This is a genomic window from Arthrobacter sp. AOP36-A1-22 (assembly GCF_052377615.1).
GTDB lineage: Bacteria > Actinomycetota > Actinomycetes > Actinomycetales > Micrococcaceae > Arthrobacter_H.
Genome location: NZ_JBQSWX010000016.1, coordinates 1 through 15,345, shown reverse-complemented (window position 1 = coordinate 15,345; position 15,345 = coordinate 1). Strand labels below are relative to the sequence as shown.

13 protein-coding genes are annotated in these 15,345 nt (G+C 69.4%); 2 read left to right on the top strand and 11 right to left on the bottom strand.

Annotated elements, in window-relative coordinates:
- Positions 1-6: 6 nt before the first annotated feature.
- The 10 genes from cobA to ACT3S2_RS10445 form a co-directional block, all read right to left on the bottom strand.
- A complete protein-coding gene (cobA, locus tag ACT3S2_RS10490; protein ID WP_444553670.1) occupies positions 7-1,263 on the bottom strand; it encodes a uroporphyrinogen-III C-methyltransferase in 1,257 nt (418 codons plus the stop codon).
- Complete coding sequence (locus tag ACT3S2_RS10485; RefSeq protein WP_444553671.1) at positions 1,260-2,156, bottom strand: ABC transporter permease; 897 nt, start codon at positions 2,154-2,156, stop codon at positions 1,260-1,262. The genes cobA and ACT3S2_RS10485 overlap by 4 nt, the downstream gene beginning before the upstream one ends.
- The gene (locus tag ACT3S2_RS10480; RefSeq protein WP_444561674.1) at positions 2,143-2,940 is read right to left on the bottom strand and encodes an ABC transporter ATP-binding protein; all 798 of its coding nucleotides are present in this window, start codon (positions 2,938-2,940) and stop codon (positions 2,143-2,145) included. The genes ACT3S2_RS10485 and ACT3S2_RS10480 overlap by 14 nt, the downstream gene beginning before the upstream one ends.
- Positions 2,937-4,013 (bottom strand): ABC transporter substrate-binding protein, encoded by a 1,077-nt coding sequence (locus ACT3S2_RS10475; RefSeq protein WP_444553673.1) that lies wholly within the window; start codon positions 4,011-4,013, stop codon positions 2,937-2,939. The genes ACT3S2_RS10480 and ACT3S2_RS10475 overlap by 4 nt, the downstream gene beginning before the upstream one ends.
- A 38-nt stretch (positions 4,014-4,051) precedes the next feature.
- Entirely contained in the window at positions 4,052-5,392 is a 1,341-nt protein-coding gene (locus tag ACT3S2_RS10470; RefSeq protein WP_444561673.1) for a sulfate adenylyltransferase subunit 1, read from the bottom strand.
- On the bottom strand, positions 5,392-6,354 hold the full coding sequence (gene cysD / locus ACT3S2_RS10465; protein WP_444561672.1) for a sulfate adenylyltransferase subunit CysD: 963 nt from the start codon (positions 6,352-6,354) through the stop codon (positions 5,392-5,394). The genes ACT3S2_RS10470 and cysD overlap by 1 nt, the downstream gene beginning before the upstream one ends.
- A 60-nt stretch (positions 6,355-6,414) precedes the next feature.
- Positions 6,415-7,125 carry a phosphoadenylyl-sulfate reductase gene (locus ACT3S2_RS10460; protein WP_444553676.1) on the bottom strand — a complete coding sequence of 237 codons (711 nt, stop codon included), beginning with the start codon at positions 7,123-7,125 and terminating at the stop codon, positions 6,415-6,417.
- A complete protein-coding gene (locus ACT3S2_RS10455) occupies positions 7,122-8,840 on the bottom strand; it encodes a nitrite/sulfite reductase (RefSeq protein WP_444561671.1) in 1,719 nt (572 codons plus the stop codon). The genes ACT3S2_RS10460 and ACT3S2_RS10455 overlap by 4 nt, the downstream gene beginning before the upstream one ends.
- Before the next feature lie 76 nt (positions 8,841-8,916).
- Complete coding sequence (locus ACT3S2_RS10450; RefSeq protein WP_444553765.1) at positions 8,917-9,648, bottom strand: sirohydrochlorin chelatase; 732 nt, start codon at positions 9,646-9,648, stop codon at positions 8,917-8,919.
- Positions 9,648-10,415 carry an SDR family oxidoreductase gene (locus tag ACT3S2_RS10445; protein WP_444553678.1) on the bottom strand — a complete coding sequence of 256 codons (768 nt, stop codon included), beginning with the start codon at positions 10,413-10,415 and terminating at the stop codon, positions 9,648-9,650. The genes ACT3S2_RS10450 and ACT3S2_RS10445 overlap by 1 nt, the downstream gene beginning before the upstream one ends.
- Before the next feature lie 148 nt (positions 10,416-10,563).
- On the opposite strand from ACT3S2_RS10445, the gene ACT3S2_RS10440 reads away from it, so the two are divergent.
- Entirely contained in the window at positions 10,564-12,222 is a 1,659-nt protein-coding gene (locus tag ACT3S2_RS10440; protein ID WP_444561670.1) for a carboxylesterase/lipase family protein, read from the top strand.
- Between the two features lie 24 nt (positions 12,223-12,246).
- On the opposite strand, the gene ACT3S2_RS10435 is transcribed toward ACT3S2_RS10440, so the two are convergent.
- Positions 12,247-12,603 carry a DUF488 domain-containing protein gene (locus tag ACT3S2_RS10435; RefSeq protein WP_444553680.1) on the bottom strand — a complete coding sequence of 119 codons (357 nt, stop codon included), beginning with the start codon at positions 12,601-12,603 and terminating at the stop codon, positions 12,247-12,249.
- A 115-nt stretch (positions 12,604-12,718) separates the two neighbouring features.
- Here ACT3S2_RS10435 and valS point away from each other — a divergent pair.
- Positions 12,719-15,345, top strand: a 2,627-nt coding sequence (valS, locus tag ACT3S2_RS10430) for a valine--tRNA ligase (protein WP_444561669.1), incomplete at its 3' end; no start/stop codon positions are given.

Genomic DNA, 15,345 nt, shown 5'->3' with positions numbered 1-15,345 from the left:
GGTGGTTCAGACGGCCAGGCTGGCCGCGGGGGCAGGAACGGCAACTGTGTCGGGGGTGTAGGTACTCAGGTTCACGACGTCTCCGATGACGATGACCGCCGGGTTGGCCACGCGGCGTGCGGCGGCCTGGTCGGTGATCGTGGCCAGGGTGCCGATGGTCACGCGTTGGTCGACGGTCCAGCCGCTTTCGATGATGGCCACCGGGGTGTCGGGCCCCAGCCCGCGCCGGCCCAGGGTGGCTACGGACTCGGCGAGCCGGCGGACCCCCATCAGCAGCACGAGCGTGTGGTCGCTGCGGGCCGGCAGATCAGCCAGTTCATCGTGTCCGGTGGCCACGGTGAATCCTGCGGCGACCCCCCGATGGGTCACCGGGATCCCGGCGGCTGCCGGGACCGACAGGGCACTGGTCACCCCGGGAACGACCTCCACTGCGAGCCCGTGGCCCCGGCAGTGCTCTGCCTCCTCTCCCCCGCGCCCGAAGACGAAGGGGTCCCCGCCCTTGAGCCGGACCACGAGGTTCCCGGCCCGGGCCTGGCCCACCAGCAGGTCGTTGATCTGGTCCTGGGTGGCGGTATGGGCGCCGGGGGCCTTGCCGACCTCGATGACCCGGACGTCCGGGCCCAGTTCCTCGAGCAGGGCGCGTGGACCCAGCCGATCGGCGACCACGACGTCCGCCTCGGCCAGCAGCTGGCGTCCGCGCACGGTGATCAGCCCGCTCTCCCCCGGTCCGCCGCCGACCAGCGCCACCCGACCGGCCGGCGTCGTGCCCTGTTCCTGTGCAGCGCGGGGGCGGAAGCGTCGCCATGGCAGGAGTCCTGTCTGGGCGGCCACCCGGATCGCAGTGCGGATTCGTCCGGCCCGCCGCGGATCACCATCGGTGTTCACGGCCACCACGACCTCGTCGATCCGGGCCACCGCAGGCGTGAAGACCGTCGAGGTGCGATGGTTCGAGGCGTTGACGCACCAGAGGCGTGCCTTCTCGGCATCGGAAGCCACCGCGGAGTCCACCGCAGGGTCTCCCGTGGCGGTGTGGACGAACCAGGTGTCCTTCAGGTCGGTGGCGCGGTAGGGCCGGGGGTGCCAGTCGAGGAGCCCGGCGGCATGAAGCCGGCGGATCCCCTCCACCGCGTCGGGGGCGACCACGGTGACCCGGGCCCCGGCATCGAGCAGTGCCTTGAGGCGTCGTTCGCTCACGGGGCCGGCACCGACGAGCAGGACGCGGCGTCCGAGCAGGCGCAGAGAAGTGGGATACAGGTCGTTCATTTCGCTCCTGAGGTCAATAGGCCGCGGCGTTGGAGCAGACGGCGTTGGATGGGTGAGAAGACGAGCAGTTCGACGATGATGCCCACGCTGAGGATGACCAGGATCGCGGCCATCACCAGCGCCATGCTGGACAGATCACGGCCTTGTTGGAGCATCGAGCCCAGGCCGAAGCCGATGCTCCCGCCCACGGCGATGATCTCGGCGGCCATGAGCGAACGCCAGGAGAAGGCCCAGCCTTGTTTCAGCCCACCCAGATAGGCAGGCAGCGCCGCGGGCAGGGTGATCAGCAGGGTCTGTTGGCGCCGGGTGGCGCCGAGTACGGTGCCCACCGATCCGTAGTGCGGGGGGATCTGGTCGATTCCCGAGAGCAGCCCGTTCACGATCGAGGGCGTCGCGCCCATGAGGACCACGAAGTACACGGTCGCGTCGGTGAGCCCGAACCAGATGATGGCTGCCGGCACCCAGGCGACCGACGGCAGGACCTGGAGCCCGGAGACCAGGGGCCCCAGGGCGGCACGCAACGTGGCCGACTGGGCGAGCAGCAGGGCCAGTGGGGTGGCGATGGCCACGCTGATGGCAAAACCCGTCACGCCCCGGCCCAGCGAGGTGGCCACCGCATTTTGGAGGGTGCCATCCAGGAGGGCATCGCCCATGCCCGCAGCGACGGCTCCCGGTCCGGGGAACAGGTCGGGGCGTTTGAGGCCGCTCCAGGACAGGATCTGCCAGAGGCAGATGAGCACGAGCAGGGCCGCCGCCGGAAGCAGAACGGTCCCGAGGTCGCGTCGGGTGGCTGGTGCTGGCATCGGCAGCCGGTCCGGACCTGCCTCCGGGCCGGCGGGTTCCGTGGGATCAGGCCCTGTGGCGGGACGTTCCACGGTGTCAGGGGTGGGCATGGCCGCTGATCTCCTGTCGTAGCTGCCGGGTGATTTCTTCGGTCAGTGCGGCGGTCGCCGCCGGGTTCCTGCGTACCTCTGGTCCCACCTGCCATTGCCGGGCGATCCGGCCTGGCCGGCAGGAGAGCAGGATGACGCGTTGGCCCAGCCGGACGGCCTCTCGGACGTTGTGGGTCACGAAGACGATGGTCCGGCCGGTGGAGGTCCACACGCGATCGAGTTCCTCATGCAGCAGGTCACGGGTGATGGCATCCAACGCGCCGAAGGGCTCATCCATCAGCAGCAGTTCGCGGTCCTGGGCCAGGGCCCTGGCCAGCGCGGTGCGTTGGCGCATCCCGCCGGAGAGCTGGTGGGGGCGCCGTTCGCCCACCCCTGCCAGGTGGACCAGTTCCAACAGGGCGTCCGCCAGTGCCCGGCGTTCGGCCCGGGGAACCCCGCGCAGCCGCAGCGCCAGTTCCACATTGGCCCGGGCACTGAGCCAGGGCAGCAGGGAGGCGTCCTGGAACATGAAGGCCGCCCCGTCGGAGGGGACCTGGACCGTTCCTGCGGTGGGGAGCTGGAGACCGGCCAGGATCTGCAGCAGCGTGGACTTCCCGCAGCCCGAGGCGCCCAGCAGGCAGACGAACTCGCCGCGGGCGATCGTGGTGCTGATCCCGTCCAGGACCGTTGGCCCCGCGGCGTAGGACGTGCCGAGCCCGTCGAGCACCACGGACGCCGGTGGGCCGGCCGGGGCCGACGGTTCGGTGCCGGTGCCGGGGTCTTCATCCAGGACGCTGGTGGTCATCGTCTCGTTCCTTTCGGTGGGGTGGTGTCCGGGTCGAAGAGGCCGTCCAAGGATCCGTCCCGGGTCACTCCGGCGGCGACCCCCTGCTCCAGGAGCCGGTCGAAGGCGCCCGGGAACGGGTCGGTGGTGAAGTCGGTGGTGTCCAGGGCCCGGGCCAGCACCTCATCGGGCAGCCGGGCCCCCGCGGCGTCTTCGATCCCTGCGTTGATCGTTTCGGCCCGTTCGGCCGCGTCCGCCTCCTGCAGCCAGGAAACGGCCTCGGCGTTTCCTGCCACGAGTGCGGTGACCGTGTCCGGGTGCTTGGCGGCGAAGTCGGCGTCGACCACCAGGACCGTGCTGGGGAAGTGGCCAGGGCGTGCGGTCGGGGACCCGTCCCGCAGATCACGTTCGTCGACCAGGACCCGGGCCCCGGCTTCGAGCACCAGACGCGAGGCCCATGGTTCGGGCAGCCACGCCCCGTCGATCCGGCCGGCCTTGAACAGGGCGAGGGCCCGGCTGTTGTCGGTGGGGTTGATGTCCACGTCCCCCGACCCGTCGGCGGCCACCACATATCCCTGGTCAGCCAACCAGCTGCGTAGGGCGACGTCCTGTGTGCCCCCGAGTTGCGGGCTGGCCAGGACCGTTCCCCGCAGCCGGGCCGGTGAGGTGATGTCCTGGCGCACCACCAGTTGGGCGCCCCCGGAGGTGGCCCCGGCCACGACCTTCAGTGACCGTCCGGCACTGGAGGTGTAGGAGCCGATGGCCGGGGTGGGTCCCAGGTAGGCGGCGTCGATGGCCCCGGCGTTCAGGGCCTCCACCGCCGCCGGGCCGGCGTTGAAGACCTGGGTGCGAAGCCCGGTCCCGTCCGCCGCCAGTTCCCGGGCCAGGAATCCGCGCTGGATGCCCACCAAGGCCGGGGCGTGGGTGACGTTGCCGAAATATCCCAGCCGCAGCTGCGAGGCGGGGTTTCCCTCCCCGCCCGGGCCTCCCCCGGCCGGCTCGGCGGCGGCCGCCGGACCGAAGGGGGCGGGAACCCAGAGTGTGGCCAGGGCGGCGCCGACCAGCAGGGCCAGGGCCACGGTGGAGCCGATCATCCGCCGTCGGGCACGGCGAGGCCCGGGGCCACCGGCGTTCACGAGGAGATCACCAGTCCGGCGGCCACGGTGTTGCCGGTCTGCGGATCGATGACCAGCAGGGACCCGGCCCGACGATTGGCCGCGTAGTCCTCCACCGGCAGTTCGGCGGCGACACTGAGGCCCACGCTGCCGATGTCGTTGAGTTCGAGCGTGTCGGCGGGAACGAGGGCGGAGGTTTCCAGATCCAGGAGCCCCTCGACGCTGGTGACCAGGCCGCGGACGGTGGCGGTGCCGTGCTTGATCAGCACCTTGGCCCCGGGGGCAAGCGGTTCCTGGCCGAGCCAGCACAGCCGGGCCGCGAACTCCCGGCGGGGCGTGGCCACGGGGCCGGAGACGATGGTGTCCCCGCGGCTGATGTCCACGTCGTCACCCAGTCGCAGCGCCACCGATGCCGGGGCGGCCGCCGCCTGACGGGGGCCGTCGGCGGTGTCGATGCCTTCGATCGTGGTGTTGCGCGGTGGTTGGCCGGAGGACAGGACGCTCACGCTGTCCCCGAGGCCGATGCTGCCGGAACTCACTTGTCCGGCATAGGCCCGGTAGTCGCGGTAGTCCTCCGCGGCGAGCCCGGGGGCCAAGGCTCCCTGCGGTCGCAGCACGGTTTGCACGGGGAACCTGAAGGGCAGGCCGAGCTCGGTGACTTCGTCCTGGGTGGGGAGGGTTTCCAGCAGTCCGAGCAGGGTCGGACCGGTGTACCAGTCGGTGAGTTCGGAGGGCACCGCGATGTTGTCGCCGAGCAGGGCAGACACCGGAACGGCCCGTGCCCCGGTGATCCCCAGCCGTTCGGAGACGGCCAGAACCTCGCGTTCGATGTCCTCGAAGACCTCCCGGGAGTAGTCGACCAGGTCGATCTTGTTCACCGCCACGATCACGTGCGCCGTGCGCAGCAGCGCCAGCACGCTCAGATGCCGTCGGGTTTGTTCCAGCACCCCCTTGCGGGCGTCGATGAGGACGACGACGGCGTCCGCGGTGGAGGCCCCGGTGACCGTGTTGCGGGTGTACTGCACGTGTCCGGGGCAGTCGGCAAGGATGAAGCTGCGCCGGTCGGTGGCGAAGTAGCGGTAGGCGACATCGATGGTGATCCCCTGCTCGCGTTCGGCACGGAGCCCGTCGGTCAGCAGGGCCAGGTCCAGTCCGCCGTCGGCGCCGCCGAAACCGCGTTCGGTGGAGGTGCGGGCCACCGCCTCGAGCTGGTCGGCCAGGATGGCCTTCGCGTCATGGAGCAGCCGGCCCACCAGGGTTGATTTGCCGTCGTCGACGGAGCCGGCGGTGGCGAAACGGAACAGGGTCCCGGTCGCTGCGGACTCGCCGGGGCCTTCTTCGATCAGGGTGGTGCTCATTAGAAATACCCGTCCTTCTTGCGGTCTTCCATGGCCGCTTCGGAGATCCTGTCGTCGGCGCGGGTGGCCCCGCGTTCGGTGAGCGTGGAGGCGGCCACTTCGGCCACCACCGCGGCGACGGTGGCGGCGTCGGAGAGCACCGCCCCGGTGCAGGACATGTCCCCCACCGTCCGGTACCTGACCGTGCGGCGGACGATGTCCTCGCCCTGGCGGGCCGGGGAGAATTCGCCGACGGCCCGCCACATGCCCTCGCGGTGGTACACCTCGCGTTCGTGGGCGTAGTAGATGCCCGGCAGTTCGATGCCTTCACGTTCGATGTAGCGCCAGATGTCCAGTTCGGTCCAGTTGCTGATCGGGAAGGCCCGCACATGGTGTCCGGGGCGGTGCCGGCCGTTGTACAGGTTCCACAGTTCGGGCCGCTGGTTGCGGGGGTCCCACTGGCCGAACTCGTCCCGCAGGGACAGGATGCGTTCCTTGGCGCGGGCCTTGTCCTCGTCACGGCGTCCGCCGCCGAAGACGGCGTCGAACCGGTGCCCGGCAATGGCGTCCAGCAGCGGGGTGGTCTGCAGCGGATTGCGGGTGCCGTCGGCGCGTTCGACCAGCTCACCGGAGTCGATGTACTCCTGCACGCTGGCGACCTCCAGCCTCAGTCCCCGCTGGATGACGGTGCGGTCCCGGAACGCCAGGACCTCCGCGAAGTTGTGGCCGGTGTCCACGTGCAGCAGCGGGAAGGGCACCCGGCCGGGCCAGAAGGCCTTCGCCGCGAGGTGGAGCATGACCACGGAGTCCTTGCCGCCGGAGAAGAGCATGGCCGGGCGGTCGAATTCGGCGACGACCTCGCGGATGATGTGGATGGATTCGGCCTCGAGGGCGTCGAGGACCTGTCGGGGGCCTGCCGGGCCGTCCGCGGGGACCGAGGCGCCGGCGTCCCGCGGATGGGCCACGTCCTGGGTGATGGTCATGGGGTGTTCCTCCCTGGGGAGTCGAAGGGTTCGTGGGGGCTGGCCGGGTGGGGGCCGGGGTCAGACATGGATGCCGCATTCGGTTTTGGTTTGTCCCGACCAGCGGCCCGCCCGCGGGTCCTCGCCGGGGGCGACCTTGCCGGTGCAGGGCCGGCATCCGATCGAGGGGTACCCCTGGTCCAACAGCACATTGCGTGGGAGCCGGTTTCGGGTGGAGTAGTCGTTCAGTTCCTTGGCGCTCCATCCGGCCAGGGGGTTCACCTTCACCAACGAGTGGGCTTCATCGAAGTCGACCAACGGGGTGTTCGTGCGGGTGGGGGCCTCATCGCGCCGCACCCCGGTGAACCAGAGCCGGTAGCCGGCCAGGGCACGGTTCAACGGGTCCACCTTGCGCAGGGCGCAGCATCGGCCCGGATCGGTGGCGAAGAGGTCCCGTCCTTCGGTGGCGTCCTGGTCGGCGACGCCCTGTTCGGGCCTGACGTCCACGACGTTCACCTCGAGTGAGCGGGCGACCTCGTCCCGGGTGTCCAGCGTCTGGGCGAAGTGGTAGCCGGTGTCCAGGAACAGGACGTCGATCCCGGGAAGCGTTCCGGAGACCAGATGCGGCAGCACGGCGTCGGCCATGGAACAGGCGACGGCGGCTTCGGCGGTGGAGAAGTGCCGGGCCACCCAGGCCAGGACGTCCTCGCTGGCGGCGTCGAAGCCGAGTTCGGCCGCTCCGCTGCTGGCCAGCTCGCGCAACGCTGCGGTGCCCGTGGACGGCCCGCTCATCGCAGGCTCCCGTCGTCGGCCCGATGGGCCCAGGCCGCGAAGGTCTCCCCCGTGGCGGATTCGTCGGCATAGGTGCGCACGAGCCGTTCGACATACCCGGGCAGGTCGTCGGCGGCGACCTTGAGCCCGCGAACGGTGCGGCCCAGACCGGCTTCCTCCCGGGTCTCATCCGCCAGGCCGCCGCCCAGGTGGACCTGGAAACCAGCCTTCTGGCCGCCCTCCCCGTCGGGCAGGAGCTGGCCCTTGAGCCCGATGTCGGCGGTCTGGACGCGGGCGCAGGAGTTGGGGCAGCCGTTGACGTGGAGGCTGAGTTTGCGCGGCATCTTCCCTTCAAGATCCGCCAGTCGTTCCTCCAGGCTGTCCACGGCGGCCGCCGCCGTGTCCTTGGTGTCCACGATGGCCAGCTTGCAGAATTCGATGCCGGTGCAGGCGATCGCGGACCGGCGCACCACGGAGGGCCGGGTTTCGAGTCCGAGCTCCCGCAGCCCGGTGATCACCGCTTCGACGTCGTCCTCCTGGATGTCCAGGACGACGATCTTCTGGTGGGGGGTGGTGCGCAGACGGGCGGATCCGTGGCGTTCCAGCAGTCCGGCCAGCCCGGTCAGCCGGGTTCCGGAGAGCCGGCCCATGCTGGTGGTGGCCCCGAGGTAGAAGAGTCCGTCCTTCTGCCGGTGCACCCCGCTGTGGTCCCCGGGCACGTTGGTGGGTTCGGGGGCCGGACCGTCGGGCAGCGCATGGCCGAGGTACTCGCGTTCGAGCACCTCGCGGAACTTCGCAGGGCCCCAATCGGCCATGAGGTATTTCAGCCTCGCCTTGTTCCGGAGCCGGCGGTATCCGTAGTCACGGAAGATCCCCACGACGCCTTCCCAGACGGCGGCGGCCTGGTCGGGGGCGACGAAGGCCCCGAGTCGTTCGGCCAGCCGTCCGTTGGTGGACAGTCCGCCGCCGACCCACAGGTCGTAGCCGGCCCCGAGTCCGGGGTGGCGGACCCCGACCAGGGAGATGTCGTTGATCTCGTGGACGACGTCCAGGGAAGGGTGTCCGGTGATCGCGGTCTTGAACTTCCGTGGCAGGTTCGAATACAGCGGGTTGCCGATGTAGCGTTCGGCGATCTCCTCGATGGCCGGGGTGGGGTCCAGGATCTCGTCGGCGGCGATCCCGGCCACCGGGGAGCCGAGGATGACACGGGGGACGTCGCCGCAGGCTTCGGTGGTGTGCAGGCCGACGGATTCCAGTCGCCTCCAGATTTCGGGGACGTCACGAACATCGACCCAGTGCAGTTGGATGTTCTGCCGGTCGGTGACATCGGCGGTGTCGCGGGCGAATTCGGTGGAGATGGAACCGATGACGCGCAGTTGTTCGGTGCTCAGGGCGCCGCCGTCGATGCGTACCCGCATCATGAAGTAGCGGTCCTCGAGTTCGTGCGGTTCAAGGGTGGCGGTCTTCCCGCCGTCGATCCCGGGTTTGCGTTGGGTGTAGAGACCCCACCAGCGGAATCGGCCGTGCAGGTCCTCGGGGTCGATCGAGTCGAAACCCTCCCGGGCGTAGATGGTCTCGATCCGTTCGCGGACGTTGAGCCCGTCGTCGTGCTGCTTCCATTCCTCGTTGGGGTTCAGCGGGGTGGTCCCGTCGACTTTCCATTGGCCCTGGGGCCTGGTCGGTGGGCGGGACCTGGAGGGCCCGGGGGTTGGCTGGGTATCGGTTGCCTGAGTCATGGCTGCGAGCCTAGGGCGGGGTTTTCACCGCTGTCGCGCCCGCCGGTCATCAGCCGACACGTTGCTTTTCGTGACCTCAGCCGGCCTCGAAATCAGCCTCCGACAGGGCACTGTGAAGTCTTGCGGCGACACATTCGGCGATCGTGACGTCCGGGAGCAATGGTGCGGTCACATAATTTGCCCCGGCGCCGCCGAGGCGTTCCTGGAAGAATCCCGGCGCCAACAGATAGGACACGACGCCGACCCGGACTCCGGGGGTTTGCCGTCCCGCCTGCTCCACCGCATCCTCCACCCGGGGGTCGGCCGCCGAGCAGAACGCGGCCTGGACCGGGGCCCCCAGGGCCGCTGCCAGGGTCCCGGCGCTGTCCCGGGCCTGCTGTTGGCCCGAAGGCACGCGGGTCCCTGCCGAGGCGAGCACCACGGCGTCGTCGGGGCCCCATCCGGCCTCGGCCAGGCGGCGGGCCATCACCCCGGCCAGCCGGGGATCGGCCCCGATGGGCTCCGCTGCGATGGTGTTCGTCCTGGAGGCGACGGCCTCGGCCACGTCGACGCCGGTGTGGATTCCCAGCGAGAGCAGCAGCGGCAGCACCACCGCCGCCTCCCCGTCGGGGAGCTGTCCCAGGACCCTGGGCAGGTCCGGGTCCTGGACGTCGACGTAGGCCTCATGGACCTGCACCGACCAGCCATCCTCGGCGTGCTGGTCGTCCACCAGTCCTGCGACCTGGGCCCGGAGCTGGTCGATGAGCTGGCGCCCGCGGGGATCATCGGTGCCGTGGGCGCAGGCGATCACGTGCAGTGGGCGGCGCATCACGTGGTGCGGATCATCTTGTGGTTGGCGGCCTGGGCCACGGGACGGACAACGATCTGGTCGAGGTTGATGTGATGCGGCAGGGCCACCGAATACAGCACGACGTCGGCGACATCCTCTCCGGTCAGCGGTTTCTCCACCCCGGCATAGACCTGGTCGGCCGCCTGCTGGTCCCCTCCCAGCCGGTTGAGCGCGAATTCCTCGGTGTGCACCAGACCGGGCACGACCTCGATCACCCGGATGTTGTTTTCGGCCTCCTCGAGCCGCAGCGCCTGGGTCAGCCCCTGTTGGGCGAACTTCGCGGCGTTGTATCCGCCCCCACCCTCGTAGCCGCCCAGAGCCGCCGTGGAGGTCAGGTTCAGGATCGTCCCCTCGCCGTCGGCCCGGAGCATGGGCAGGAACGCCCGGATCATGTTCATGGTGCCCACCACGTTGACCCGGTACATCCAGTCCCAGTCGGCGCTCTTAGCCGTACCGATCCGGTCGACCCCCCGGGCGCCGCCGGCGATGTTGATCAGGGTGTCGATCCCTCCGGATCCGGCGACCACGGCCAGCAGGGCCGCGACGTCGTCCGCGTCGGTGACATCGGCGACGACCGGGGTGATCCCCGTGTCCCGGGCCAGGGCCTCGAGCCGTTCCGCCCGGCGGGCCACCGCATAGACCGTCCAGCCCTCGGCCGCGAGCCGACGGGCCGTGGCCTCGCCGATCCCGCTGCTGGCACCGGTGACAACTGCTCTTTTCATGGACTGCTGGGTCATTGAGGTCATGCCTCCAGCCTAGCGAGGCCCGGGCCGGAACCCTGCCCCGGCAGCTGTGGACCTCCCGCGTCAACGGTGCAACTCTGGAGGGACAAACCTCCAGTTGGAGGACTGCCGACGCCGGAGGGCGTTGCCACCCCGACGAAAGCGGGCGACCGTGAGGCACCACCGGCATCTGATTCCCCGGCATGACGGGGCCCGACGTTCCCCGGCCCCGGGAGCAACCGGCCTGCTGGATGTCCAGGTGTTCGGCGGAGTGGTCCGCGGCGTGCGGGAAGGCAACGTGCTTTCCTGGCGCGGCATCCCGTATGCGGCGCCGCCGGTGGGGCCACTGAGGTTCCGGGCCCCGGCCCCGCCGTCCGGCTGGACCGGGGTCAGGGACGGCTCCCGGTTCGGGCCGACGGCTCCGCAACCCACCAGGGCCCATCACAGCCGGGCCGGGGCCCCGGACTGGTCCAGCGAGGACTGCTTGAGCCTGAACGTCCAGGCCCCGGTGCCGGCCCTGGCGGATGCGGATTCCCTGCCCGTCATGGTCTTCATCCACGGCGGAGGATACTTCCAGGGCTCTTCGCGCGACTTCTCGGGGCAGGGGGAAGGCTTCGTCGGGACGGGGCGGGCCGTCTACGTCACTTTCAACTACCGTCTGGGCCCCTTGGGATATCTGGATTTCAGCAGGTACTCCACCGCCGAGCGTCCCATCGAGTCCAACCTGGGTCTGCGCGACCAGGTGGCCGCCCTGGAATGGGTCCAGCAGAACATCAGGGCGTTCGGGGGCGACCCGGACCGGGTGACGGTGTTCGGGGAATCGGCGGGAGGGAATGCGGTGACCACCCTCATGGCCACACCGCAGGCCCGGGGGTTGTTCGCCCGCGCCATCGCCCAAAGCGCTCCGGCCGACGCCGTCTACCCTCCGGGGCTCACCGCACGGTGGGCGGAAGAATTCCTGTCGATCCTCGGGGACCAACACCCTGCCAGCTCCCGGCCGGGGCCTGCTACGGACCCGGTGAGGGATCTGCTGCTCAACGGTTCGGTCCCCGATCTGCTCGCCGCCGCCAGGATCCTGCAGGTGCACACCCCGGAGGCCTATCCGGGAGGTTTTTGTTTCGCCCCGGTCATCGACGGACGCTACGTCCCCGAACACCCGATCGACGCGATCGGCAGTGGCCGGGCGGCCCGGGTGCCGCTGATCATCGGGACCAACGATCGAGAGGGATCGGTCTTTCGTGGCCGCTGGGATATCCTGCCCGGTTCCCCCTCGCGCATCGCGGGGGTCCTTTCCCGCTCCCCCCGGGAGACCTGGTCCCAGATGCACGCCGCCTATCCCGGACTTCCCGAATCCAGAACGGCGGCGGACTTCGGTGGGGATTACGGGTTCTGGTATCCCTCCACCCGGGTGGCCGACCTGCACTCGCGCTTCGCACCGGTCCACGTCTACCGCTTCGACTTCGCCCCGCGGCTGCTGAAGATCGTCGGTCTGGACGCCACCCACGGGGTGGAGATGTTCGCCCTCTTCGACCGCACCGACGTGCCCTTGGCGCGGATGATCACCTCGCTGGGAGGCCGGGAGGCCTATGCCCGCGCCGGGCAGCGGATGCGCGGGCGGTGGCTCAGGTTCGCCGAATCGGGCACCACCTCTGCGACGTGGCCGCCCTACGACGAGGCGACGAGGTCGACCCTGATCATCGAAAGCACCGACCACGTGGAGAATGATCCGCGCCGCCGGCGCCGAATGGCCTGGAGCGCGTTCATGCCCCGACCCGACCAGCCGTGGAGCCCGGCCCGGGCCCCGGAGGATGAGCCGCCACCCGGGGCGTGAGTACCCCCTGGGGGCTGCGGCTGCTCAGAGGTTTTCGTCCAGGAACTCCAACAGGACCACGGCATTATTATGTTCCTCGTCCTTGGTGGCATAGACGAGGACGACGTCGTCCTTGTCCTTGACCAGCTCCAGCAGGCGTTCGGCCTCCTCGGTGGCCGGACCGTCCTCGAGTTCGGCGATGTACTGTTCACGGAATTCCTCGAACCGGTGCTCGCGGTGGTTGAACCAGGCCCGCAGTTCCGCCGAGGGGGCGACTTCCTTGGCCCATTCGTCGAGCTCGGCGTCCTCCTTGGCGATGCCTCGGGGCCACAGCCGATCAATCAGGATCCTGTAGCCGCCGTCCGGGGCCGAGTAGGCCCGCTGCATTCTGATCTTGCCCATGACTCGATGGTAGGCCGAATCCTTCCGTGCTGCTCGTCGCCTCCGGACCTTGTGGATGACCAGGAGGCAGGGGAATGGAATCGGGGCTGACCTGCCGACATGGAATACTGGTCCCATGGCTGAACAGAACTTGGGCACAGACACGCCCGCGACCGTAAGCGTCCCCGACAAACCGGCACTGGAGGGCCTGGAAGCCAGGCTCGGACAGCGCTGGCGTGACGAGGGAACCTACGCCTTCAACCCCGAGACCACCCGCGATCAGGTCTACTCCATCGACACTCCCCCGCCCACGGCGTCGGGCTCCCTGCACGTGGGACACATGTTCTCCTACACGCAGACCGACGTGTTGGCCCGGTACCAGCGCATGCGAGGCAAGAACGTCTTCTACCCCATGGGGTGGGACGACAACGGCTTGCCGACCGAACGCCGCGTGCAGAACTTCTACGGGGTGCGCTGCGATCCCAAGACCGCCTACGACCCGGCCTACCGTCCCCCGGAAAAGCCGGCGAAGAACCAGCGTGATTGGGACGTCGTCTCCCGACGGACGTTCATCGAGCTGTGCGAGGAGCTGGCCGTCCAGGACGAGAAGGTCTTCGAGCACCTCTTCAGCACCCTCGGCCTGTCGGTGGACTGGAACCTGACCTACCGCACCATCGACGACACCTCGCGTGCCGTGTCCCAGCGGGCCTTCCTGCGCAACCTGACCGATGGCGACGCCTACATGGCCGAGGCACCGACGCTATGGGACGTCACCTTCCGCACCGCCGTGGCCCAGGCCGAACTCGAGGACCGCGAAGTCGACGGAGCCTACTACCGGTTCCCGTTCTTCGCCGAGGACGGCACCGAGATCCACATCGAGACGACCCGTCCCGAATTGCTGGCCGCCTGTGCCGCGCTAGTGGCCAACCCCGATGACGAGCGCTACCAGCCACTGTTCGGCAAGAAGGTCACCTCCCCGCTCTTCGGCGTCGAAGTCGAGGTGCATCCGCACCATTTGGCCAAGGCCGACAAGGGCTCGGGCATTGCCATGGTCTGCACCTTCGGCGACCTGACCGACGTCACCTGGTGGCGCGAACTGCAGTTGCCCACCCGCGCCATCATCGGCCGGGATGGCCGCATCCAGGGCCAGGCCCCCGAGTGGATCACCTCCGAGGCCGGGCGCGAGGCCTTCTCCCTGCTGGCCGGCAAGACCGTGTTCTCCGCGAAGGAAGCCGTGGCGTCGATGCTGGTCGATGCAGATCTGCTCGACGGCGAACCCCGCAAGATCACCCATCCGGTGAACTTCTTCGAAAAGGGCGATAAGCCCCTCGAGGTCGTCAGCTCGCGCCAGTGGTACATCCGCAATGGCGGACGGGATGCGGAGCGTCGCGAACGCATGATCGCCCGCGGCCAGGAGATCGAGTTCCACCCGGAATTCATGCGCTCGCGCTACACGAACTGGGTCAATGGGCTCAACGGCGACTGGCTGGTCTCCCGGCAGCGCTTCTTCGGTGTGCCGATCCCCGTCTGGTACCCGTTGGATGCCCAGGGCAACCCGGACTACGAGCATCCGCTCGTCCCCGACGATGCCCAGTTGCCGGTGGACCCGGTGGCCGAAACGGCTCCGGGCTATACGGCGGACCAGCGGGACGTCCCCGGCGGCTTCACCGGGGATGCGGATGTCCTCGACACCTGGGCGACCTCTTCGCTGACCCCGCAGATCGTGGGCCGGTGGAGCCGCGACGATGAATTCTTCGCCAAGGTCTTCCCCTTCGACCTGCGTCCCCAGGCCCACGACATCATCCGTACCTGGCTCTTCTCCACCGCGGTGCGCGGCGATGCCCTGCACGATTGCGCCCCGTGGAAGCATGCGGCGATCTCCGGGTGGATCCTGGACCCGGACCGCAAGAAGATGTCCAAGTCCAAGGGCAACGTCGTGGTCCCCACCGATGTCCTGAACGACTTCGGGGCCGACGCCGTGCGCTATTGGGCCGCATCGGCGAAGCTGGGCGCCGATACCGCCTACGAGGTCGCGCAGATGAAGATCGGCCGCAGGCTGTCGATCAAGATCCTCAACGCCTCCAAGTTCGTGTTGAATCTCGGGGCCACCCAGGCCAACGTCCTGGACGGTGATGCCCACCTGATCATCAATGGTCTGGACCGGTCGCTGCTGGCCCGCCTCTCGGAGGTCATCGAGGAGGCCGAACGCGCCTTCGGGATCTACGACTACGCCCGGGCCCTGGACATCGTGGAGACGTTCTTCTGGTCGTTCACCGACGACTACGTCGAACTGATCAAGGACCGGGCCTACGGGGCCCGCGGCGAGGCCGAACAGGCCTCGGTGCTGGCGGCCCTGGCCACCACCTTGGATGCCGTGTTGCGCCTGTTCGCACCGTTCCTGCCCTTCGCTACCGAAGAGGTCTGGAGCTGGTGGCGGACCGGCTCGGTCCACCAGTCGGCCTGGCCGACGAACACCCACCTGACCGGCGCGGTGGAAGGCGCGGACACCGCCGTGCTGCCCACGGTCGGTGACGCCTTGGGCGGGATCCGCAAGTCCAAATCCGAGGCCAAGGTCAAACAGCGCACCCAGGTGCTTTCAGGGGTCGTCCGCGGCCCCGCAGTGATCCTGGACCAGGTCAGGGCCGGACTGGGCGATCTGCTCGCCGCGGGCAACGCAGTGGAGTTGGACCTGCAGGAAGGCGGCGAGGAACTCGTGGTCTCCGATGTGGTGTTGGCCCCCGCCGAGGAGCCGGCCACCCAGGG

Bases quoted from the DNA above. Each gene is read 5' to 3' on its own strand.
- ACT3S2_RS10485 (WP_444553671.1), bottom strand. From the start codon at position 2,156: ATGCCCACCCCTGACACCGTGGAACGTCCCGCCACAGGGCCTGATCCC.
- ACT3S2_RS10435 (WP_444553680.1), bottom strand. From the start codon at position 12,603: ATGGGCAAGATCAGAATGCAGCGGGCCTACTCGGCCCCGGACGGCGGC.
- ACT3S2_RS10445 (WP_444553678.1), bottom strand. From the start codon at position 10,415: ATGACCTCAATGACCCAGCAGTCCATGAAAAGAGCAGTTGTCACCGGT.
- cysD (WP_444561672.1), bottom strand. From the start codon at position 6,354: ATGACCATCACCCAGGACGTGGCCCATCCGCGGGACGCCGGCGCCTCG.
- ACT3S2_RS10475 (WP_444553673.1), bottom strand. From the start codon at position 4,013: ATGATCGGCTCCACCGTGGCCCTGGCCCTGCTGGTCGGCGCCGCCCTG.
- ACT3S2_RS10455 (WP_444561671.1), bottom strand. From the start codon at position 8,840: ATGACTCAGGCAACCGATACCCAGCCAACCCCCGGGCCCTCCAGGTCC.
- ACT3S2_RS10480 (WP_444561674.1), bottom strand. From the start codon at position 2,940: ATGACCACCAGCGTCCTGGATGAAGACCCCGGCACCGGCACCGAACCG.
- ACT3S2_RS10450 (WP_444553765.1), bottom strand. From the start codon at position 9,648: ATGCGCCGCCCACTGCACGTGATCGCCTGCGCCCACGGCACCGATGAT.
- cobA (WP_444553670.1), bottom strand. From the start codon at position 1,263: ATGAACGACCTGTATCCCACTTCTCTGCGCCTGCTCGGACGCCGCGTC.
- ACT3S2_RS10470 (WP_444561673.1), bottom strand. From the start codon at position 5,392: ATGAGCACCACCCTGATCGAAGAAGGCCCCGGCGAGTCCGCAGCGACC.
- ACT3S2_RS10460 (WP_444553676.1), bottom strand. From the start codon at position 7,125: ATGAGCGGGCCGTCCACGGGCACCGCAGCGTTGCGCGAGCTGGCCAGC.